This is a genomic window from Exiguobacterium sp. SH5S4 (assembly GCF_004337045.1).
Lineage (GTDB): Bacteria > Bacillota > Bacilli > Exiguobacteriales > Exiguobacteriaceae > Exiguobacterium > Exiguobacterium aurantiacum_A.
In genome coordinates, this window is sequence record NZ_SJUQ01000003.1 from 1 (window position 1) to 22,097 (window position 22,097).

At 56.6% G+C, this 22,097-nt stretch carries 24 protein-coding genes and 1 pseudogene; 24 read left to right on the forward strand and 1 reads right to left on the reverse strand.

The window, feature by feature from the left end:
• Positions 1–266: 266 nt before the first annotated feature.
• Positions 267–428 (reverse strand): annotated as a pseudogene (locus EVJ32_RS02440) (N-acetylmannosamine-6-phosphate 2-epimerase); the annotation flags it as partial.
• On the opposite strand from EVJ32_RS02440, the gene EVJ32_RS16150 reads away from it, so the two are divergent.
• The 24 genes from EVJ32_RS16150 (at position 406) to EVJ32_RS02555 (ending at position 22,013) form a co-directional block, all read left to right on the forward strand.
• Complete coding sequence (locus EVJ32_RS16150) at positions 406–573, forward strand: hypothetical protein (RefSeq protein WP_161568763.1); 168 nt, start codon at positions 406–408, stop codon at positions 571–573. The pseudogene EVJ32_RS02440 and the gene EVJ32_RS16150 overlap by 23 nt on opposite strands.
• A 51-nt stretch (positions 574–624) precedes the next feature.
• A complete protein-coding gene (locus EVJ32_RS02445; protein ID WP_131456354.1) occupies positions 625–924 on the forward strand; it encodes an Ig-like domain-containing protein in 300 nt (99 codons plus the stop codon).
• 315 nt (positions 925–1,239) lie between these two features.
• Complete coding sequence (locus EVJ32_RS02450) at positions 1,240–1,458, forward strand: hypothetical protein (protein WP_131456356.1); 219 nt, start codon at positions 1,240–1,242, stop codon at positions 1,456–1,458.
• Between the two features lie 84 nt (positions 1,459–1,542).
• Positions 1,543–1,998: a hypothetical protein gene (locus EVJ32_RS02455; RefSeq protein WP_131456358.1), complete on the forward strand. Its 456-nt coding sequence runs from the start codon at positions 1,543–1,545 to the stop codon at positions 1,996–1,998.
• Positions 1,999–2,206: 208 nt separating this feature from the next.
• A complete protein-coding gene (locus EVJ32_RS02460) occupies positions 2,207–2,965 on the forward strand; it encodes a YveK family protein (RefSeq protein WP_131456360.1) in 759 nt (252 codons plus the stop codon).
• On the forward strand, positions 2,931–3,626 hold the full coding sequence (locus EVJ32_RS02465; RefSeq protein WP_131456362.1) for a CpsD/CapB family tyrosine-protein kinase: 696 nt from the start codon (positions 2,931–2,933) through the stop codon (positions 3,624–3,626). The genes EVJ32_RS02460 and EVJ32_RS02465 overlap by 35 nt, the downstream gene beginning before the upstream one ends.
• Positions 3,627–3,636: 10 nt before the next feature.
• Positions 3,637–4,854 (forward strand): glycosyltransferase, encoded by a 1,218-nt coding sequence (locus EVJ32_RS02470; RefSeq protein ID WP_201740680.1) that lies wholly within the window; start codon positions 3,637–3,639, stop codon positions 4,852–4,854.
• The gene (locus EVJ32_RS02475; RefSeq protein ID WP_131456366.1) at positions 4,851–5,777 is read left to right on the forward strand and encodes a glycosyltransferase family 2 protein; all 927 of its coding nucleotides are present in this window, start codon (positions 4,851–4,853) and stop codon (positions 5,775–5,777) included. Before EVJ32_RS02470 ends, EVJ32_RS02475 begins: the two co-directional genes overlap by 4 nt.
• Before the next feature lie 15 nt (positions 5,778–5,792).
• The gene (locus EVJ32_RS02480) at positions 5,793–6,842 is read left to right on the forward strand and encodes an EpsG family protein (protein ID WP_131456368.1); all 1,050 of its coding nucleotides are present in this window, start codon (positions 5,793–5,795) and stop codon (positions 6,840–6,842) included.
• A 19-nt stretch (positions 6,843–6,861) separates the two neighbouring features.
• Positions 6,862–8,424 (forward strand): oligosaccharide flippase family protein, encoded by a 1,563-nt coding sequence (locus EVJ32_RS02485; protein WP_131456370.1) that lies wholly within the window; start codon positions 6,862–6,864, stop codon positions 8,422–8,424.
• A gap of 11 nt (positions 8,425–8,435) precedes the next feature.
• A complete protein-coding gene (gene wecB / locus EVJ32_RS02490) occupies positions 8,436–9,587 on the forward strand; it encodes a non-hydrolyzing UDP-N-acetylglucosamine 2-epimerase (RefSeq protein WP_131456373.1) in 1,152 nt (383 codons plus the stop codon).
• Positions 9,588–9,590: 3 nt separating this feature from the next.
• Positions 9,591–10,232: a sugar transferase gene (locus EVJ32_RS02495; RefSeq protein WP_131456375.1), complete on the forward strand. Its 642-nt coding sequence runs from the start codon at positions 9,591–9,593 to the stop codon at positions 10,230–10,232.
• Positions 10,233–10,340: 108 nt separating this feature from the next.
• Positions 10,341–11,384 carry a polysaccharide biosynthesis protein gene (locus tag EVJ32_RS02500; RefSeq protein ID WP_131438962.1) on the forward strand — a complete coding sequence of 348 codons (1,044 nt, stop codon included), beginning with the start codon at positions 10,341–10,343 and terminating at the stop codon, positions 11,382–11,384.
• A 7-nt stretch (positions 11,385–11,391) separates the two neighbouring features.
• A complete protein-coding gene (locus tag EVJ32_RS02505; RefSeq protein WP_236639465.1) occupies positions 11,392–12,525 on the forward strand; it encodes a glycosyltransferase family 4 protein in 1,134 nt (377 codons plus the stop codon).
• Positions 12,526–12,545: 20 nt separating this feature from the next.
• Positions 12,546–13,805 carry an ATP-grasp domain-containing protein gene (locus EVJ32_RS02510; protein WP_131456377.1) on the forward strand — a complete coding sequence of 420 codons (1,260 nt, stop codon included), beginning with the start codon at positions 12,546–12,548 and terminating at the stop codon, positions 13,803–13,805.
• Positions 13,769–14,884 carry a polysaccharide biosynthesis C-terminal domain-containing protein gene (locus tag EVJ32_RS02515; protein WP_131456379.1) on the forward strand — a complete coding sequence of 372 codons (1,116 nt, stop codon included), beginning with the start codon at positions 13,769–13,771 and terminating at the stop codon, positions 14,882–14,884. The genes EVJ32_RS02510 and EVJ32_RS02515 overlap by 37 nt, the downstream gene beginning before the upstream one ends.
• Before the next feature lie 12 nt (positions 14,885–14,896).
• Entirely contained in the window at positions 14,897–15,877 is a 981-nt protein-coding gene (locus tag EVJ32_RS02520) for a glycosyltransferase family 2 protein (RefSeq protein ID WP_131456381.1), read from the forward strand.
• A gap of 13 nt (positions 15,878–15,890) precedes the next feature.
• Entirely contained in the window at positions 15,891–16,589 is a 699-nt protein-coding gene (locus EVJ32_RS02525) for a WbqC family protein (protein ID WP_236636056.1), read from the forward strand.
• 23 nt (positions 16,590–16,612) lie between these two features.
• On the forward strand, positions 16,613–17,734 hold the full coding sequence (locus tag EVJ32_RS02530) for a DegT/DnrJ/EryC1/StrS family aminotransferase (protein WP_131456383.1): 1,122 nt from the start codon (positions 16,613–16,615) through the stop codon (positions 17,732–17,734).
• On the forward strand, positions 17,731–18,705 hold the full coding sequence (gene rfbA, locus EVJ32_RS02535; protein ID WP_070328455.1) for a glucose-1-phosphate thymidylyltransferase RfbA: 975 nt from the start codon (positions 17,731–17,733) through the stop codon (positions 18,703–18,705). Before EVJ32_RS02530 ends, rfbA begins: the two co-directional genes overlap by 4 nt.
• Positions 18,608–19,657, forward strand: a complete 1,050-nt coding sequence (rfbB, locus tag EVJ32_RS02540; RefSeq protein WP_131456385.1) for a dTDP-glucose 4,6-dehydratase — start codon at positions 18,608–18,610, stop codon at positions 19,655–19,657. The genes rfbA and rfbB overlap by 98 nt, the downstream gene beginning before the upstream one ends.
• A gap of 6 nt (positions 19,658–19,663) precedes the next feature.
• Positions 19,664–20,659: a glycoside hydrolase family protein gene (locus EVJ32_RS02545; RefSeq protein WP_131456387.1), complete on the forward strand. Its 996-nt coding sequence runs from the start codon at positions 19,664–19,666 to the stop codon at positions 20,657–20,659.
• Positions 20,656–21,597 (forward strand): glycoside hydrolase family protein, encoded by a 942-nt coding sequence (locus EVJ32_RS02550; RefSeq protein WP_131456389.1) that lies wholly within the window; start codon positions 20,656–20,658, stop codon positions 21,595–21,597. Before EVJ32_RS02545 ends, EVJ32_RS02550 begins: the two co-directional genes overlap by 4 nt.
• Complete coding sequence (locus EVJ32_RS02555; protein WP_131456391.1) at positions 21,594–22,013, forward strand: GNAT family N-acetyltransferase; 420 nt, start codon at positions 21,594–21,596, stop codon at positions 22,011–22,013. Before EVJ32_RS02550 ends, EVJ32_RS02555 begins: the two co-directional genes overlap by 4 nt.
• Positions 22,014–22,097: the final 84 nt, after the last annotated feature.

Sequence of the window (22,097 nt, forward strand, 5' to 3'; positions counted from 1 at the left end):
CGTCCATGTTTTCAAGCACGGCCTTTACTTTGAATTCACCGGTGTATTGGATCGAGCGTTCTGAAACCGACGAGACGTTCGGGTTCGACTCAAGCTGATCAATTTGATGGATATTGAAAATGATTTTACTCATGGTTGTTTCTCCCGTCTGAATGAATAGGTTCATTATAGCGATTCGTGCGCATACGAAAAACCCCGAATGGGTCACTTATTTCAAGTGTCCTTCATTCGGGGTTCAGTTCAACTCAAAACAAGAGACACTTTTTTTATTTTGTATGCAATGAAGAAGACATCGCTTCTTTAAACCGCGCCGTGATCTGTTGTGGACGCGTGATGGCTCCACCGACGACGACGGCGTGCGTGTCGAGGTCCATACACCGTTTTGCCATCTCAGGTGTCAAGATATTGCCTTCCGCGACGACACAAATAATTCAACCGATTGATACGAAGGCTCCACCGCTCGCTACCATCTCGACGTTGACGAACCGCTCGTCCCGTGTGTTCGGACGTGCGGAAGCCGGCTCGACAATCGTCGTTCATCACAATAAGAAACAATTGACTACGACCGCTTAGTCAGCAGGTGTCTACTCACTTAACTTGTCGCAGCTGACACGTGGTGATACCGTGTCAGTCCAAGCAATGGACGCGGCCGGAAACACGTCAAGTTCGATCAAACGGACCGTGCTCGGTGTCCAAGCGAAGCTCACGGCGACGGCCACACCGCGTGTCGTCAGCGGTAAAGGTGAGCCAGGTGCGTTCGTCCGCGTGTTCATCGGGACGAAGATGATTGGGAAGACCGTCAAAGTGGACGCCAAAGGAGCGTATCGCGTCGCCATCCCAGCACAAGCGAAAGGGAAATCACTTCTCGTGACACAACAAAAAACAGGGTATGTGAAACAGACGCAGACCGTCATCGTCAAGTAGTCAGTACATAAGAATGGGGTCATTAGAAAAATTACACTTGAATGAAGTAAGATTTGAGACTTAAAATCGACGGAAATAGTAACTTATTTGTCACCTCAATTCCACTCCACTATTTAATTTCAACATGTGGTGATTTAGTATACTCTTCTCCTAAAGTAAAAACGCATTATCGACATAGCCTAATTCACACTCCGTCAAAGAAGCCGAATCGAAGCGGTTTTTCCCTATGATAGACTAAAAATGTGTAATGCGAACTCACCTAAAGTTTGCGATATACAACACAATTTTAAGCTTAGAAAAGAGGTGAATGAGCTTATGCTTTCTTTTTCAGTGAATGCGGAACAGACGTCAGTAGTTAAGTTTCAGCTTAACTCTGAAGTGAAGAATGCGTCTTACGCGGATGGAGTATTAGTCATCGAAACGGAGGATGGCAAACAAATTAAACTCAATGTAAATCAAGACGCATTGATTTTAAAATCTTCCCATCAATTCTCGGTTCAAAAACCTTACTTTTTTGAACTGGAAGAATTTTAAGAAAAGATCGGGCGAGTTTCTTATTTCGAAACTTGTGCCGAGCTTTTTACGTACATGGATATGTAACCCAAAGGAGGGACTCCCATGAAACGCGAACAACATATCCGCCGCCTCGTCGACTACGCACGGCAAGGCAAAGCAAAAGCGATTATGATCGGAGCCGGTTCCATCTTCCTGACGAGCACGTTCCTGCGAACGGTCGACCTCTCACAACCGCTCCTCATCGGACTCGGTTTTCTCGGCGTCGTCCCGCTGCTCGTGCGTGAATGGAAACTCGGGACAATCCGGAGTACGTTCAACGATGACGCGACGTATCAACGGCTCATCCGCTTCCCGTTTTGGCTGACGCTGTTTGGCCTCCTTGTCTTGTACGCGTTGCTTGGGTGGTTTGAAACCGGCTCGCCGGGGACGTCGTTCTTTCTAGCGCTCGGCGTCCTGTTACTTGGCATGTTCGCCCTGCAACGCACCTTCGACCGCGTCATCCTAAAGCTCGAACCCGACTATATCACCGACCGCGAACTGCATCGCGAACTGAACTGACCGACCGTCTCCTCGCGAGGCGGTCTTTTTTTTAGGTCCAAGTTCCTAAAAAGACAAAGAACGAAACGGAACGGCAACATGACATGATGTTGCGAAAAAATGATAAATGATTCCCTCCGATTGTCAAGATGAACAGGGAAAGAACGTATTACGGTAGGCTCATGCCTTATTTCTGTCGTCCATTCTGTCTGTAGGGAGGGAAACATTTATGAATCAGCAAACGACGATCGTCGGTGATCTCGTCGAGGTACTTAAGAAAAGCAAGTGGTTACTCGTACCGTTCATCCTGCTCGGCGGGCTCGCTGCTTATTATGTGAGCACGGCGTTCATCCAACCGACGTACGAGGCCTCGACGCAAGTGCTCTTAGTGACCGAACAAGAAGGCGACCGCGTCGACAGCTCGGAAGTGCTCTCGTCGCTCTCGCTCGTCAATACGTACCGGGTCATTATGAAGAGCCCGGCCATCTTGAACGAAGTGACAGAGCGCGTCCCGAACGCGCCAGACCCGATCAGTGACGTGCTCACGGTCGAGAGTGAGGAAGAGTCACAAGTCATCAGCGTCGTCATCACCCATACGGACGCGGCGGTGGCGGCGGAGACGGCGAACGTCATCAGCGAAGTGTTCGCGGACGAGATCCCGGACTTGATGAACATCGACAACGTCCGCATCTTGTCGCCGGCTGAAGTGCCGCTCACCCCGATCTCACCGAACATCCTCGTCAATACAATAATCGGTATGTTCGTCGGCTTGTTCTTCGGCGGGCTGATCGGTCTCTTACGCTACGTGTTCGACAAACGGATCCAAAACGAACAAGAGGCGGAACGGCTGTTAGACCTTCCCGTCATCGGATCGGTGCCGGTCATCGAACGGCGTGACATGAAACCGAAAAAAATAAAAACGAACACCCCTAAAGGGAAAGGAGAGGCCCCTCATGTTTCTGAGAAAAAAGAACGACAATCTTCCTGATTACGGGCAGCGTGATTTGATCACGCTCGCCAATCCGAAGTCGCCGATCTCGGAGCAGTATCGGACGATCCGGACGAACCTCGAGTTCACGTCGATCGGTCAGAAGCTACAGATGATCAACGTCACATCGGCCTCGACCGGGGAAGGGAAGTCGACGACCGCCGCGAACCTCGCCGTCGTCTATGCGCAGCTCGGAAAGCGCGTCCTCCTCATCGACTGTGACCTTCGTAAACCGACGGCGCAGTTCACGTTCAACCTCTCGTCCCAAGCCGGGCTATCGACGATTCTCGTCGGTCGGATCTCGCTCGAGCGGGCCATCCAACAGACGGGCGTCGAGCGGTTGTCGCTCCTCACCGCCGGACCGATCCCGCCGAATCCGACCGAGCTCGTCGCTTCTGACCAGATGGTCGAACTGCTCGACGAGGTGCGTCGGCAATACGATATCGTCATCCTCGACGCACCGCCGATGATGCAAGTGGCGGACGCCCGTCTGCTCGCAAAAATTGCCGACGGCACGATCCTTGTCATCGGCTGCGAGAATTCGGAGCGCCAACTCGTCGTGAAAGCGAAAGAACAGCTCGATCGGACCGGGACGCATATGCTCGGCCTCGTCTTGAACAAGCGGAAGAGCAGACGGCATAAGTATTACGCGTACGAGTGAGGTGGCGACGATGAAGATTCTCCATATTAACGCGATCAACGACGTGAAGAGCACCGGACGAATCTGTAAAGAACTCGCATCTGTCCATCACGACTGCGGACACGAGACACGTGTCGCCCATTCGACGGGACCGGTCACCGAGGCGAGTTACGTCATCGGCGATCCCGTAGACGTGAAGCTGCACGCGCTGCACGCCCGGCTCACCGGACGGCAAGGCTACGCCTCACGATTTGCGACGGAGAATTTGGTCCGTGACATCGAGCGCTACGCTCCGGACGTCGTCCATCTCCATAACTTGCATGCCAACTACGTTCATCTCAGGACGTTGTTCGAATACTTGGCCGCACGCGACATCCCGACCGTGTTGACGCTCCATGACTGCTGGTTCTTCACCGGCAAATGCACGCATTACACGACGGCCGGGTGCAACAAGTGGCAACACGGTTGCGGCGATTGCCCGCAACTTCGGGACGATATCCCGAGCTGGCTGTTCGACCGGACGAGTGAGATGCTCGACGACAAACGTCGCTGGTTGACGGCGATCCCGCGCCTCGCCGTCGTCGGGGTATCCGACTGGATCACGACCGAGGCGCGCTTTTCGTTCCTCCGACACGCTGCCGTATTGCGCCGGATTCATAACTGGGTCGACCTCGACGTGTTTCGTCCGGTCGACGCGACCGAGCTCCGGGTGCGGCTTCAGTTGGCCGACAAGATGGTGCTGCTCGGTGTCGCGAGCACGTGGAGTGAGGCGAAAGGGCTCGGTGCCTTCCTCGACCTCGCGGCGGCACGTCCGAACGACGCCTTTCTCTTGATCGGCCGGCTTGACGACACAGAGCTCCCGGACAACGTCATCCACGTCAACGAGACGAACGACGCCCGTGAGCTCGCCCGCTACTACGCGCTCGCCGACGTGTTCCTCAACTTATCGGAACAGGAGTCGTTCGGCAACGTCACGGTCGAGGCGATGGCGTGCGGGACGCCGGTGCTCGTCTTGGACGCGACCGCGAGCCCGGAACTCGTCACCGACGATACGGGTGTCGTCGTCGCGACACGGGGACTCACCGATTTGAATTACGGGATCGAGCGCATCTTTGCCCGTGGCAAACGGTCGTACAAAGACGCGTGCGTCACCCATGCCCGGACGAACTTTGCGCTCCGTGACCGCGCCATCGACTACTTGGACGTCTATGCGGCGCTCCGACACGAGAAAGTGAGGAATATTCTATGAAACCACTCGTCTCGATCATCATCCCGGTGTACAACGGGAGCAACTATTTGGCCGAATGTATCGACAGCGCCCTGGCCCAGACGTATACGCATATCGAAGTCATCGTCGTCAACGACGGCTCGACCGACGGAGGGAAGACGGCCGCCGTCGCCAAAACCTACGGCGACCGGATCCGTTACATCGAGCAAGTGAACGGCGGCGTCTCGAGCGCGCTCAACCGTGGGATCGACGAGATGCGCGGTGACTTCTTCTCTTGGCTCAGCCACGACGACTTGTACGCCCCGCGGAAGATCGAGGCGCAGCTCGAGACGCTCGAGCGGGAAAGACTCGACCCGTCGCGGACGATCCTCGTCACCGGCACCCGCTTCATCGACGAACACGGGGCCCCGATCCGGCGTTACCAGCGCAAGTTCACCGGGTTGTATCAAGCGGGTGATATGTTCCGTCACTTGATGCTGACGTCGAGCCTGAACGGTTGTGCGCTCCTCATCCCACGCGCGGCGTTCGCAGCGCGGCGCTTCTCGGAGGAGGACCGGTTCATCCAAGATTGGATATGTTGGATCGGGTTCGCGCTTGACGGGTTTGACTACTATTTGACGGATGAGCCGCTCGTTCTGTCCCGGATTCACGGGGCCCAACAGACGAAAAAGATTGCCCACCGTGCCGAAATCGAATCGGACCGCTATCTCAGCCAGTTACTGATCGATGTCGAGCGCCGTCCGGACGCGGGTACGCTCATCCCGATCATCTTGCGCCATACGTTCAAAGAAGACGCGGCGGCGGTGCGTGAAGCGTATCTCGCGACCCGGGACGTGCGTGACTATTTCAGTCCGTTCGAACATGGGCGTCTGCGGTTCAACGGACTTTTGATCTCGAACTTGCTGTCGCTCTATCGGGGCGTCACGAACCTCATCTATCGTTAGAAAAGAGGCGACCTCATGACCATCTATCTCGTCAACATCGCACTGCTCGTCCTCTGGGCGATGCTGCTCATGCGTTCTGACACGACTTACAGGCGCGGTTGGTTCGTGACGTTCGCGACCGTCCAGTGGATCGTCTTGTCGGGATTTCGTCACATCTCGGTCGGGGACGACACGGCGCAATACGGAGCGCTTTTTCTCGCGACGAAGCCGCTGCCGCTCGACGCGCTGACGCAGGACTTCTTTACCCTCGTCTTCACCGAGAGCGAGGACCCGGGCTATTATTTGTTCCAACGGCTCACCCAGTTCGTCATCTCGGACTATCAACTGTATCTCGTCTTGATCGCCGTCATCTTCATGGTGCCGCTCGGTTACTTCATCTATAAATATTCGAGCGAGCCGCTCATCAGCTTTTTACTCTTCTCGGTCCTGTTTTATGAATTTTTCGCCGTGACGGGGTTACGCCAGACGGTGGCGACGGCGCTCGTCGTCCTCATCGGTTATCACTTCGTCCGGGCCCGCAAGCTCCTACTGTTTCTCGTCCTCGTGCTCGTCGCCATGACGATCCATAAGTCGGCGCTCGTGTTCTTGCCGTTTTATTTCTTGGCCAACCGGCAACTGACGAAAGCGTACATTCTCGGCATGCTCGGCTTCATCGCCGCCTTGTTCGTGTTTCGGGGCCCGTTCTTTGAGATGTTGGTGACGTTATCTGGCTACGACACGTATGACTACATGAATGGGGCGGGTGCGATCAACTTCAGCGCCATGCTCCTGTTCGTCCTGCTCGTCGCCTTATGGCGGCGCGATGAGATCTTGGCGAACAACCCGTCGGCGACGCATTACTTTAACGCGTTGTTCCTCGCGGCATGCTTCTTGCCGCTCACGTTCATCAACCCGTCGATGATGCGGCTCGTCCAGTACTTCACGCTGTTCTTGATTCTGATGATCCCGGAGATCCTCAAGACGTTCGAGCGGCGCGAACGATTGCTCGTCTATTACGCGGCGGTGACGCTGTTAGTCTTGTTGTTCCTGCAGGACGCACCGGTGTATACGTTCTTCTGGCAGTAAGGAAGAGAGGTGGAAACACATGTCGACACGCGTCGAGCCCGATGAGGCCGCGAGCACGCGCAAAATCAAATACGGGGCAGCGATGTCGTATACACAAATCTTTTTCGGCATCTTGTCCGGATTGATCTATACGCCGTGGATGATCCAGGAGATCGGTCAAGCGAACTACGGGCTCTACATGCTCACCATCTCGCTGATCAGCATGTTCGCGATGGACTTCGGGCTCGACGCGGCCGTATCCCGGTTCATGAGCAAATACATGGCCGAAGGGGACGAGGATAAGGCGGCACGCTTCCTCGGCGTCGCCTATAAACTGTTCACCGTCATCGGCTTCGTCTTGTTCGTCATCCTCGCGGTCGTCTATTTCTTTCTCGACTCGGTATACGCGGGGCTGACCGCGGCCGAGCTCGACAAGTTGAAAGTCCTGTACGTCGTCGCCGGTCTGTTCATCGTCATGTCATTCCCGGCGAAACCGTTCACGGGCATCCTTGTCTCACATGAGTACTTCTTGTTCTCGAGCGCGCTCCAGTTAACAGAAAAGATTGCGACCGTCGTCCTCATGGTGACGGCGCTCATCCTCGGCTACGGGCTGTATGCGCTCGTCCTCGTCACCGCGTTCGTCGGCACGCTCGTGCTCATCATCGAATACATCTTTATCCACCGGAAGACGACGGTCCGCGCGAACTTCCGTGAACGCGACAAAGGAATTTATAAAGACATCTTCGGCTTCATGACATGGAGCACGGTCACGCTCGTCGCCCAGCGCTTCATCCTCAACATCACGCCGAGCCTGCTCGGGATGCTCGCCGGCAGTGCCTCGATCGCCTTGTTCTCGGTCGGGATGGTCATCGAAGGGTACGTCTGGACGATCGCGTCGGCGCTCGGTTTCTTGTTCTTGCCGAAAGTGAGCCGGATGCTCACGCGTGACGACAGGGGAGGAATCGCCGTCTTGTTCGTCCGGATCGGCCGCATCCAGCTCTATATCGTCGGATTGATCGTCCTGTCATTCTTCGTCCTCGGACAAGAGTTCATGCGGCTCTGGGTCGGCGAGGCGTTTCACGATTCGTATTACGTCGCGCTCCTCCTCATCGCCCCGAGCCTTATCACATTGACACAAGACATCGGCAACACGACGCTCATCGCCGAGAACAAAGTGAAGTATCGGGCGTATGGCGCACTCATCGTCGCCTGTATCAGCATCACGTTATCTCCGCTCCTCATCCCGATTTACGGGCCGATCGGGGCGGCTGTCGCCATCTGTATCGGCAATATCGTCGGGCTCGTCTTCTATATGAACTTCGTCTACAGCCGCATCCTCAAACTCGACATCGGGCTATTTTTCCGGTCATGCCACGTGAGGATTCTTCCGGCGCTCGCGCTCTATACGGTCATCGGCTGGGGCATCCAACAGCTGTTCCCGGCGTCGAACCTGTTCACCTTCGCCTTGAAAGGGGGCGTGCTCGTCGTCCTCTATGGCATCATCATGTGGTTCCTCGCGTTTGATGACAGCGAGAAAGCACTCGTCCATCAAGTGTTCGCCCAAGTGAAGATCCGCATCCTATCCATCCACCATACTTCTTAGGAGGGAACGTTATGAATCGACTCAAAGTGATGACCATCGTCGGCACGCGCCCGGAAATCATCCGTCTCTCGGCCGTCATCGCCAAGCTCGAGGCGTCGGAGGCGATCGAACACATCCTCGTCCACACCGGACAAAACTACGACTACGAGTTGAACGAGATCTTTTTCGAAGACTTCGGTCTGCGCACGCCCGACTACATCCTCGACGCCTCCGCGGACGGGCCGATGGCGACGATCGGCAACATCTTGATCGCGGTCGAGCCGGTGCTCAAGGCTGAACGACCGGACGCCGTGCTCATTCTCGGCGATACGAACAGCTGCCTCGCCGCCATCGCCGTCAAACGCCATAAAATCCCGATCTTCCACATGGAGGCAGGGAACCGCTGTTTTGACGAACGGGTGCCGGAAGAGACGAACCGCCGCATCGTCGACCATATCGCCGATGTCAATTTGACGTACAGCGACATCGCCCGCGAGTATCTTCTAAAAGAAGGGCTCCCGTCCGACCGCGTCATCAAGACGGGCAGTCCGATGTTCGAGGTGCTCACGCGCCAGCGAGACAAAATCGACCGCTCGGACGTGCTCGACCGGCTCGGTCTGACGGCAGGCGGCTACTTCGTCGTCTCCGCGCATCGAGACGAGAATATTAGTGCGGATGAGAACTTCTTCGATCTCGTCGACACGTTGAATGCGATCGCCGAGACGTACGACCTCCCGCTCATCATCAGCACGCACCCGCGCACTGCCAACCGGATTCGTGAGACCGGGGTGACGCTGCACCCGAATATCCGCACGCTCAAGCCGCTCGGGTTCAGCGACTATGTCCACTTGCAACTTCATGCGAAAGCGGTGCTCAGTGACAGCGGGACGATCAGCGAGGAGAGTTCGATCCTCGGGCTGAAAGGCTTAAACATCCGCCAAGCGCACGAGCGGCCCGAGGCGATGGAAGAAGGGGCGGCGATGATGGTCGGCTTGAAACGCGACCGCGTCCTCCAGGCGCTCCGCGTGTTAGAGGAGACGGATACACCGATGCGACTCGTTTCCGACTACGCGATGCCGAACGTGTCCGATAAAGTGCTCCGCATCTTGTTGTCGTACACGGATTATGTGATGCGTGAAGTGTGGAAACAGACGCCGGGGAGTCCGCTCAAGAGGGAGGTGTGAGGGATGCGCTATTTGAATCAAAAGCGGAAACTCGACATCGTCTTGAGTTCGCTCGCACTATTTTTGCTCGCACCGTTGCTCGTGTTGATCGCGATTTTGATCAAACTCGACTCGAAAGGACCGGTCCTGTTCAAACAGCAGCGCGTCGGTCAGGACGAGACGTTGTTTTGGATCTATAAGTTCCGGACGATGCGGGACGACACGCCGAAAGACGTGCCGACCCACATGTTCGCCGACCCGACGAAACACATCACGCCGATCGGTAGCGTCCTCAGGAAGACGAGCCTCGACGAACTCCCGCAACTCGTCAACATTTTAAAAGGCGACATGGCGCTCGTCGGTCCGCGGCCGGCGCTGTGGAATCAGACCGACTTGATCGAGGCGAGACGCGCGGAAGGCGTCGCCCCGGTCAAACCAGGCCTGACCGGGTGGGCGCAAGTGAAAGGACGCGATGAGCTCCCGATCGAGGTGAAGGCGAAGTTTGACGGGGATTACGTCCGGCACATGGGTCACCGTCTCGACCTCGTCTGTATCTTGTTGACGGTCCGAAACGTCCTCCTGCGCAAAGGCATCATCGAAGGGCAGGTCGAACCGCCGACCGTCCCGTTGAAAGAAAAAGAGATGACACATGTTGCGAAAAAATGATAGGAGTTTCCCTTCTATTACCAATTCATTTCAAATTTGGCGGGTAAAAGACTTCATACACAACCTCCTGACCTCTCAGACAATGCACCTCAGAAAGGAGACTCGATCATGTTTTCGAATAAGACTTTGCTCATCACCGGCGGGACCGGCTCGTTCGGCAACGCCGTCATGGAACGGTTCCTCCATACGGACATTAAAGAGATCCGCATCTTCTCACGTGACGAGAAAAAACAAGAAGACATCCGCAAACGCTACAACGATGACAAACTGAAATTTTACATCGGTGACGTGCGCGATTCGAATAGCGTCAAGAACGCGATGTACGGCGTCGATTACGTGTTCCACGCCGCGGCGCTCAAACAAGTCCCATCGTGCGAATTTTTCCCAATCGAAGCCGTCAAGACGAACATCCTCGGCACCGAGAACGTCTTGAACGCTGCCGTCGATGCCGGTGTCGCGAAAGTGATCTGCCTGTCGACCGACAAGGCGGCCTATCCGATCAACGCGATGGGCATCTCGAAAGCGATGATGGAAAAAGTGTTCGTCGCCAAGGCACGCGCCGTCGGTCCGGACAAGACGCTCATCTGCGGCACCCGTTACGGTAACGTCATGGCGTCACGCGGATCGGTCATCCCGCTCTTCGTCGAACAGATCAAAAACGGGGAACCGCTCACCGTGACCGACCCGCTCATGACCCGGTTCTTGATGAGTCTCAGTGACGCGGTCGAGCTCGTCGTCTTCGCCTTCAATTATGCGCACGCGGGCGACATCATGGTCCAAAAGTCACCGGCTTCGACGATTGGTGATCTCGCCGAGGCGCTCAAACAATTGTTCCAAGTCGACAACCCGGTCAAAGTCATCGGTACCCGGCATGGCGAGAAGACGTTCGAGACGCTCATGACACGTGAAGAACACGTCCTCGCCGAAGATATGGGTGGTTTCTTCCGCGTCCCGGCTGACAACCGTGACCTCAACTACGATAAATATTTCAGTGAAGGCAGCAGGGAGCTGACGGTCCAAGGCGAGTACAACTCGAACAACACCGAACAGCTCGGCGTCGAAGACGTGAAACGGCTGCTGTTGACGCTGCCCTACATTCAAGCAGAACTCGCAGCTTGGCACGTGCCGAGCTCGACGAAGCGGATCGGGTGAGGTGAATATGATGAAACAACGACTCGTCTTCATCACGAACATCGCCGCCCCGTATCAAGTCAAGTTCTGCTACGCGCTCCAAGAACATTTCGATACCGAGTTTTGGTTTTATGACCAATTGACCGCCCGACGTCCCGACTGGTGGAAAGTCCCGCTCGGCGACCGCTGTAAAGTGCTCAAAAGCAACTACTTCGCCGGACCATTGAACTATGTGTCACTCCAAGTGTTCCAAGAACTTGCCCGCTTCAAACCGGACATCATTCTCGTCGCCGGCTTCACACCGCTGCACTCGCTCATCTTGAAGCTCGCGAAACGGAAAGGCAGCAAAGTCGTCGTCTTGAGCGAGCCGATCCGCGACGTGTCGGGTGAGGATAACGCCTCGGACAAGCTGCTCGAACAAGCGAACGCGAAGTGGAAGACGCGGATCATCCACACGATGTTCCGTGACGCCGACCTGATCTTCGGAATGGGACAAGTCGCCCGCGACCAATTCGTCCGCGAGTTCGGATTCATGGAAGAACAAGTCGTCAACGCCCCGTACCCGATCGATATCGACGCCTATTTCGACCATCCGCTCCGCGTGAAGCGCCGAGGTGACCCGGTCCGGATCTTGTTCGCGAACCGGCTCATCGACCGCTACCAACCGCTTGTCGCCCTAAAAGCGTACCGGGCCTTGAAACGAGACTATCCGAACCTGTCGCTCGCGCTGAACCGGGACGGACACTTGTACGAGGCGTGTCGTGACTACATCAAGGAGCATGACCTCGAAGGTGTGACGTTCTTGGATGAAATCGACGCCTGGGACAATATGCATCTCGTCTATCGTGACTCGGACATCTTAGTCTTGCCGGCGACCTATTCGAACGGCAACTTGACGATCATCGAGGCGTGCGCGTCCGGGATGGGCGTCATCGTCAGCCGTCAAGTCGACAACGTCTCGGGGCATTTGACGGAAGGGGAGAACTGTTTCAAATGTGAGCCGACCGCTACGTCGCTCGAGGCGTCACTCCGGAACTACCTGGAAGCACCGGAACGGCTCGCGACGCATGGCGCCCTGTCAAAACAAAGCGTCGAGAATCGTCGCAACCGTGCGACCGCGGCGACGTATCGCCAACTGTTCACGCAAGCAAACATCATTTGACGCCAAAGGAGACCAACGACATGGTGAAGCTCATGCTGTTAGGAGGAGCGATGCATCAAACGCCCGTCATTTTAAAGGCGAAAGAGAAAGGGATCTTCACGATCCTGTGCGATTTCTTGCCGGACAATCCGGGGCGAAACGTCGCTGACCGTTATTACTGCGTCAGTACACTCGACCGCGAACGCGTGCTCGAAGTGGCACGCGAGGAACAGATTGACGGGATCATCGCTTACGCGTCAGACCCGGCCGCTCGCACGGCGGCTTACGTCGGCGAAGCGCTCGGGCTCGTCACGAACCCGTTCCAGACGGTCGAGACGTTGACGAATAAAGTCAAGTTCCGCGCCTTCTTGAAAGCGAACGGCTTCCCGACACCTGAGGCATACGCCTTCACCGAATTCGAAACGGCCGTTTTGGCACTGTCGACGCTGCGTGGGACGTACGTCGTCAAACCAGCCGACTCGTCGGGAAGCAAAGGGATTAGCCGCATCACCTCGTCGGATACGCCCAGGAGGATTCGCGAAAAGCTAGCCGCCGCCTTCGAGGTGTCACCGGGCGGGGAAATCGTCGTCGAACAGTTCGTCAAACGTGACGGCTATCAAGTCGCCGGAGACGGGTTCGTCGTCGACGGGAAACTCGTCTTTCGTTGTTTCGGTAACAGCCATTTCAACGTGAAAGGCGTCAACCCGTTCGCGCCCATCGCTGCGAGCTTCCCGAGCGTCCAACCGGACCGCGTCCAAGCGAAAGTCCACGCCACGCTTCAATGCATGATCACGAAAGTCGGGCTGAAGAACGGTCCGCTCAACTTCGACATTTTCGTCAGTAAAGGTGCCGTCTACTTGATGGACATCGGCCCCCGTAACGGCGGCAACTATATCCCGCAGATCATCGAACAGGCGACCGGCGTCGACATGGTGAGCGCGACGATCGACCTCGCGCTCGGACGACCGGTCGAACTGGAAATGAAACGTGTCACGACGCCGTCGAGTTACTTCATGCTCGGCAGCCAAGTACCAGGCCGTTTTATCGGACTCACGTTCGCATCCAAAGGGTACACGATCGTCAAATCGAATTTGGCCTACGCGATCGGTTCGGATATCCCGCGCTTCGAAGGGGCGAACAAAGCACTCGGCAGTCTCATCCTTCGGTTTGAAGACGTGCCGACGATGCTCAGGCTGCTCGATCATCCGGACAAATGGGTGACGCTTCACGTCACGCCGGCTACTCAACAGAAGGAGGGATTGTCATGGATATCGTCGTCACCGGAGCAAGCGGCTTTTTAGGAAAACACCTCACGCACGCACTTGAACAGGAAGGGCACAACGTCCTTAAGGTCACGCAGGAGACACACTTCGCTGAACGGAGCCGGATGCTCCGAGCGGCCGACTTCGTCTTCCATCTCGCCGGCGTCAACAGGCCGGAAGACCCGCACGAATTCATCACCGGTAACGTCGATTTGACCGAGGTCATCGCGACGGAGCTGTTGTCATACAACCCGGTCCCGATTGTGTTCGCCTCGTCGATCCAGGCGACGCAAGACAACGACTACGGCCGCAGCAAGCTTGACGCGGAAAACGTGCTCGTCGTCTACAGCGAACGCTCTGGGACACGGGTCCACTTGTTCCGCTTGCCGAACGTGTTCGGGAAGTGGGGGCGCCCGTTTTATAACAGCGCCGTCACGACGTTCTGTCATCAGATCTCGCGCGGCGAGACGGTCACGGTGAACGACCCTGAGCGGTTGCTCACGCTCGCCCACGTCGATGATGTCGTCGCCTCGTTTCTTGACACGTTGACGACGGACGTCGCGCTCTATCCGACCGTCCCGTCGCATGAGATCTCCCTGCTCGACGTCGTCCGTACGCTCGAGGCGTTCGAGACGATGCGGGCGGCGCACAGCGTGCCGGACTTGTCGGACGCGTTCACGAAACAGCTGTATAGCACGTACACGAGTTACTTGCCGAGAGAGCGGATGGTGACACCGCTCCTGATGCACCGCGACGCGCGCGGCTCGTTCACCGAGTTCTTGAAGACGCCGGACCGGGGGCAAGTCTCCGTCAACGTCGCCAAGCCCGGCATCAAAAAAGGGGAACATTGGCACGACACGAAGCATGAGCAATTTCTCGTCGTCAGCGGAGAAGGCGTCATCCGTCTCCGATTGGTCGACGACACGGAAGTCATGACGTTCCATGTGAGCGGGGAAACGCTTGAAGTCGTCGAGATCCCGCCTGGATACGTCCACAATATCGAGAACGTCGGCACGACCGACCTCGTCACCATCATGTGGGTGAACGAACCGTTCGACCCGGGCCAGCCCGACACGTACTCAGGCACCGTCGCCCGAGCTGAAACCGAAGTGCTGTGAGGAGGAAACGCGATGATCATGGTCAGTATCAACTGCATCACCTATAACCATGAGGCGTATATCGGTCAGACGATCGAAGGATTCCTCATGCAGGAGACGGATTTCGACTTCGAGATCCTGATCCATGAGGATGCGTCGACGGACCGGACGGCCGATATCGTCCGGAGTTACGAACGTCTTCATCCCGACAAGATCCGGGTCATTTATCAGACGGAGAACCAGTACTCAAAAGGCGTGTTCGTCAACTTGTTGAACGAAGAGCGGGCCCGCGGCAAATACGTCGCCCTCTGTGACGGTGACGACTACTGGATCGACCCGCACAAGCTGCAAAAGCAAGTCGACTACATGGAAGCAAATCCCGACTGCACGCTTTGCTTCCACGACGCCTACGTCGAGACGGACGACACGTTGCATACGGACTGGCGCGTCATTCCATGGATGCCTGAGAACCGGAAGTATGCGTCGTTTGAAGCACGGACGTACAACGCCGGTGAGCTGCAACTGCTCGGGTTCATCCCGACGATGTCGATGTTGTACCGAAACGGGCTGATCCTGGACGGGCCGGACTGGTTGAGCGATGCGCCGGCAAAAGACGGGGCGATGAAACTGTACGTCGCGAGTCATGGCTACGCTTACTATATGCCCGAGGTGATGAGCGTCTATCGATATGGCGTCGCAGGATCGGCGACGACGATCTGGAACGAAGGGAACCTCGAGCGGGATATCGCGCGTCACGAGGCGTTCATCCGCTTTATCGATACGTTCGATGCGTATTCAAACGGACAGTATCATCAGGAGATGGAACTTTCTCGCATCTCGTTCGAGGTCGGGCTGCACCGGCTGAGACGAGACTATGCCGCTTTAAAGTCACCACGATACGATCGCTACCTTGACCGTTTCGTCGGGAAAGAGCGGATTCGTCCTTACTTGATGGTGCGGCATCCGATCGTCACCGAACTGTTGATTCGGCTTCGGTCGCGGCAACTGATATAAGGGGGTCGTAAACTTGAAACTGGCAATCATGCAACCTTACTATTTTCCATACCTCGGCTACTTCCAACTCATGGCCGCGGTCGACACGTTCGTCATCCTTGACGATGTCCAGTTCATTAAAGGGGGCTGGATCCATCGCAACACGATCCTGCTCGAGGGTAAAACGAAGCCGATTTTAATGCCGGTCGAGCACATGTCCCAATTGCGTTTGATCAATGAGCATGACCGTGTGCTTGATTCGAAGCAGCGGCACTCCCAGTTACGTCTCATCCGTCACGCCTATCAGCACGCGCCACACTTTGCGGACGTCATGCCGATGGTCGAGCGGATCATGAAAGACGAGGAGCGGAACGTCGCCGCGTACTTAGGGCGTCTCTTGAGTGAGGTGCGTGACTATGTCGGACTCGACACATCAATCCTCTATTCGTCGGAGCTCACGAACAACAAAAATGCGAAATGTGAGCATCTCGTTTTATCCATCTGTGAACATTTAGATGCGGACCATTACATCAACGCGATCGGGGGCACGGCCTTATACGATAAAGCGATGTTCGCCGAAGCCGGGGTCGCGCTCGACTTCATTAAGATGGACCCGGTCACATACCGGCAATTCAATGAACCGTTCACACCGAACTTGTCGATCATCGATGTGCTCATGTTCAACTCGAAACCGAAAGTCCGCGAGCTGCTGAACGCCTACACGCTAACTTGACTTAATAGAAGGAGAGGGACTAGATGAACTTACCGAAACACGATCTGTCGCCGCCGATCCCCGTGACACGTCCGGCGATGCCTGAGTTCGAGGCGTACGTCGAGATGATCCGGCCGCTCTGGGACAGCCGCTGGCTCAGCAATCGCGGCGAACACGTCCGCGCACTCGAAGAAGAATTGACGGAAGTGCTCGGTACAGAGCACGTCTCGCTCCTGACGAACGGACATTTGGCGCTCGAGACGGCGATCGACGTCCTCGGCCTCTCGGGCGAGGTCATCACGACACCGTTCACGTTCGCCTCGACGACGCATGCGCTCGTCCGAAAAGGACTGACACCGGTCTTTTGTGACATCAATCCGCTCGACTATACGCTAGATGTCTCGCAGCTCGAGTCGCTCATCACCGACAAGACGTCGGCCATCCTTCCGGTGCACGTGTACGGCAACGTTTGCCACGTCGACGAGATTGACCGCATCGCCAAACGGCACGGGTTGAAAGTGCTGTACGATGCGGCCCATGCGTTCGGGGTCACGTATCAAGGACGGAGCATCGCCACATATGGAGACATGAGCATGTTCAGTTTCCATGCGACGAAAGTATTCCATACGATCGAGGGCGGTGCGCTCGCCTACAATGAGGCGAGTTTTCACGCCGCCATCGAACAGGCCGTTAACTTTGGCATCACCGGACCCGAAGCGGTCGAATCGGTCGGGGGCAACGCCAAGATGAACGAGTTCCAGGCGGCGATGGGGCGCTGTAACTTGCCGCGGTTCGAGCACGACGTCATGAAACGGCGCGCCATCGTCGAACGCTATGATGAACGGCTCAGGGGAATCCCGACGATTCGCTTGAACCGCCGAGGCGACGACACCGTCTCGAACTACGCCTACTACCCGGTGCTGTTCAAAGGTGACCGGCGCCACCGCGACGAGATGATGGCTTGGCTCGCCGAGCACGGCATCTTCGCCCGGAAGTACTTTTATCCGCTCGTCACCGATTTTAGTTGTTACGCGTTCGACGCCCACATGCCGAACGCGAAATATGTATCCGACCGCATCTTGACGCTGCCGCTCTATCCGGACATGACGCTCGAGATGGTCGACCGGATTTGCGACTTGATTATTGAAGGAGGGAACCGGACATGAAAGGAATCATTTTAGCAGGCGGTAATGGGACACGGCTCTATCCGATGACGAAAGCCGTCTCGAAACAGTTGCTCCCGATTTACGACAAGCCGCTCATCTACTATCCGATGTCGGTGCTCATGCTCGCTGGGATCCAAGACATTCTGCTCATCTCGACACCGAAAGACATCAATGGCTATGAGCGGTTGTTCGGGGATGGACATCAGCTCGGGTTGTCGATCACGTATAAAGTGCAAGACAAACCAGTCGGTCTCGCCGACGCCTTCATCCTCGGTGCGGACTTCATCGGCGACGACTCGGTCTGCCTCATCCTCGGTGATAACGTCTTTTATGGACAGGATTTGACGCAATTCTTACGTGACGCGAAACAACGCGAGACGGGGGCGACCGTGTTCGGATATCCGGTCAAGGACCCACGCGCGTTCGGTGTCGTCGAGTTCGATGATAATCGCCGCGTCATCTCGATCGAAGAGAAACCGGCGCAGCCGAAGTCGAACTATGCCGTGCCTGGTCTCTACTTCTATGACAACCGTGTCGTCGAGTACGCCAAACAAGTCCAGCCGTCCCCGCGCGGCGAGCTCGAGATCACATCGATCAACCAGATGTACCTCGAGGCCGGTGATTTGAACGTCGTCTTGTTCCGACGCGGGATGGCGTGGCTCGATACGGGGACGCCGGAAGGGATGATCAAGGCGTCGGTGTTCGTCCAGACGGTGCAGGAGCGGCAAGGTTACTATATCGCCTGTCTCGAGGAGATCGCCTGGCGCCGCGGGTTCATCACGTCGACCGAGCTCCGCGATATCGGCCAAACGTTAAAGATGACGGATTACGGGCAGTATATCCTATCACTTCTTGAAGAGGAGCGTGTCGAGCATGAAGACTTTACTCGTAACTGGCGGAGCCGGGTTCATCGGATCAAACTTCATAAAGATGCTTCTGGAAAACGAGCAGTGGCGTATCGTCAACCTTGACGCGCTCACGTACGCCGGTAACCTCGAGACGCTACAAGACATCGACGACCCGCGTTACGTGTTCGTCAAAGGTGACATCCGGGACCGCGAGACGGTCGAACGCGTGTTTGCGACGTATGACGTGACGCGCGTCATCCACTTCGCGGCCGAGTCGCACGTCGACCGGAGCATCGTCGAACCGGACGTGTTCTTGACGACGAACGTGCTCGGGACACAAGTGCTGTTAGACGCGGCGAAGCGGTACTGGAATTTACGTCCTGATGATAAACACTCACGTGACTATTCGGAAGGCGTCAAATTCGTCCACGTCTCGACCGACGAGGTGTACGGGACGCTCGGGCCAGACGGGCTCTTCACCGAGACGACCCCGCTCGCCCCGAACAGTCCGTACTCGGCCTCGAAAGCGAGCTCCGACTTCATCGTCCGGGCCTATCACGAGACGTACGGCCTCCCGGTCAATATTACGCGTTGCAGCAACAATTACGGGCCATACCAATTCCCTGAGAAGCTGATCCCGCTCATGATCCAACGCGCCGAGCGCGGGGAGACGCTCCCGGTGTACGGTGACGGTCAACAGATCCGTGACTGGCTCCACGTCAAAGACCATTGCGTGGCGATTTGGACGGTCGCTGAGCGCGGACGCGACGGCGACGTGTATAACATCGGCGGCAACAATGAACAAGCGAACGTGACGATCGTCCGCTTAATTTTAGAACTGCTCGGTAAAGATGACTCCCAGATCACATTCGTCGCCGATCGTCCCGGGCATGACCGCCGCTACGCGATCGACAACACGAAGATCACGACCGAGCTCGGATGGCGTCCGGCCTACACGTTCGACCAAGGCTTGCGGGAGACGGTCGACTGGTACGTCACGCATCCTGACTGGGTCGACCACATCGTTTCCGGGGATTATGCACACTACTACGACAAGATGTACGCGAAAGGGTGACGGGGAATGGCTGAGACGACGAAGACGACGAACACGACGAACACGACGTACGAATGGACGAACCGGCGCTTGCTGTTCAGTCCGGAACGAGATACCGACATCGATTGGATGGATGCATTCGCACAGGCGCCGTCCGTGCTCGAGCGCGATACGTATTTGCGCATCTATTTCAGTTGCCGGCCGAAACCGATCGATGGCCGCTACGTCAGCTATAGCGCTTACGTCGACGTCGATAAACGAGACTTCTCGATTTTGCGCGTGAGTGAACAGCCAGCGCTTTCGCTCGGGGAGCGGGGCACGTTCGACGAGTTCGGCATCTATCCGTTCTCGGCAATCGACGTCGGGGACGAGGTACACGCCTACTACGGCGGCTGGACACGTTGTACGTCGGTCCCGTTCAACGTCACTATCGGCAAAGCAGTGAGTCGGGACGGTGGCAAGACGTTCGAGCGGATCGGACCGGGACCGGTTTTGTCGTATACGCTCGATGAACCGTTCGTCTTGAGCGGGCCGAAAATCCGGCGCTTTGGAGACACGTGGTACTTGTTTTACATCGCGGGCCGGGAGTGGCTCATGCACGAAGGTAAACCGGAACCGGTGTACAAGATCCGTCTCGCCACGTCAGCCGACGGCGTGAACTGGGTGAAACAAGAGCGCGACTTGATCGAGAGCATCATCCCGGACGAGGCACAGGCGAGCCCAGACGTGTTTTATGAGAACGGGTCGTACCATATGTTCTTCTGTTATCGCGACGCGACCGATTACCGGAAGAATCCCGAACGGACGTATCGGCTCGGCTATGCGTCGTCTCAGGACTTGTTGAACTGGACGCGCGACGATGACGTCATGCGCTTCACCCGCTCAGACGTCGGGTTTGACGACGAGATGGTCGCCTATCCACACACGTTCGTCGTCGGCGGGAAGCGTTATCTGCTCTATCTCGGCAACGAGGTCGGACGGGCCGGTTTCGGCATCGCCGAGCGGAAGGAGGAAACGACATGAAGTGGCGGAAACTCGGGCATATTTTCGATCCCAAGCCGCACGGCTTTTTCGGGGACTATTCAGCGTTCGCTCAATCACCGCAAGCACTCGTCTTCGACGACTTCGTCCGCATCTACTTCTCGACCCGGGAGCCGGATACGGACGGGACGTTCAAGAGCCATATCCGTTACGTCGATATGACACCGTCGTTCGAAGTGATCGCCGTATCGCACGACCCGGTCATCCCGCTCGGAAAACTGGGCACGTTCGATGAGCACGGCATCTTCCCGTTCCACGTCACGCGGACGGACACGGGCCTGTACGGATATACGAGCGGCTGGAGCCGACGCGAGTCAGTGTCGGTCGAGACGGGGATCGGCCTGTCGGTCAGTCATGACGACGGGCATACGTTCGAGCGGCTTGGTGATGGGCCGGTGCTATCGGCGAGTGTTGACGAGCCGTTCCTCGTCGGGGACCCGTTCGTCTTCACGAAAGACAAGCAGTATATGTACTACATTTACGGTACGACGTGGAAGACGGGACCGGACGGCGTCGCCGAACGGACGTACAAGATCGCGCTCGCGACGTCCGAGGACGGGCGCACGTTCAACCGGTGCGGCCGCATCGTCGATGATGTGATTCCAGACGAGAGCCAGGCACTCCCGACCGTGTTCGAGGTGGGTGGCCGCTATCACATGGTGTTCTGTTTCCGTGACACGTTCGGCTTCCGGGACGACCCGACGCGCGGCTACCGGCTCGGTTACGCTTATTCCGACGACCTCATGCAGTGGACGCGCGACGACGCCTCGCTCGGTTTCGAGCGGAGCGACTCGGGGTGGGATTCAGCAATGGAATGTTACCCGCACGTGTTCGAGATGAACGGGCGGCAGTATTTGCTGTATAACGGCAACGCCTTCGGACGCGACGGCTTCGGTGTCGCCGTCTTGGAGGAAGTATGATCACGCTCGGCCGCGGGTCGGTCGCCGACTACGAGGCCCACCTCGAGGCGTGTGATGCGTTGTTCCCGACGGCACTGTCGGAGAGGATCGACTTGCACGAATATGCGCGTAAGCTGCATGACCGGGCGACATCGTTCGAACTGTGGGACGACGACCGGTTGATCGGCCTCCTCGCAGCCTACTTTGATACGGACGTCGCCTTCATCAGCCATATATGTGTCTTGCCGGAGGCGCCGAAAGGGAGCGGGCATGACTTGTTGGTCAGACTGTTCGATGAAGCGGCGCAGCAACATAAGCAGTTGATCCGGCTTCACGTCGAGAAGACGAATGAGCACGCCATTTCATTTTACAGAAAGCATGGCTTCGTCGGGACGGGACAAGCGGGGAACGATGTGATTATGGAGCGCGAAGCGTGAAGGTTCTGATTAGAATCGAAGCGCTTCTTTTTGTTTGGCCCGGGGAGTGTCAACAGAACGTCACTCGAGTTTTCATAGGAGGCG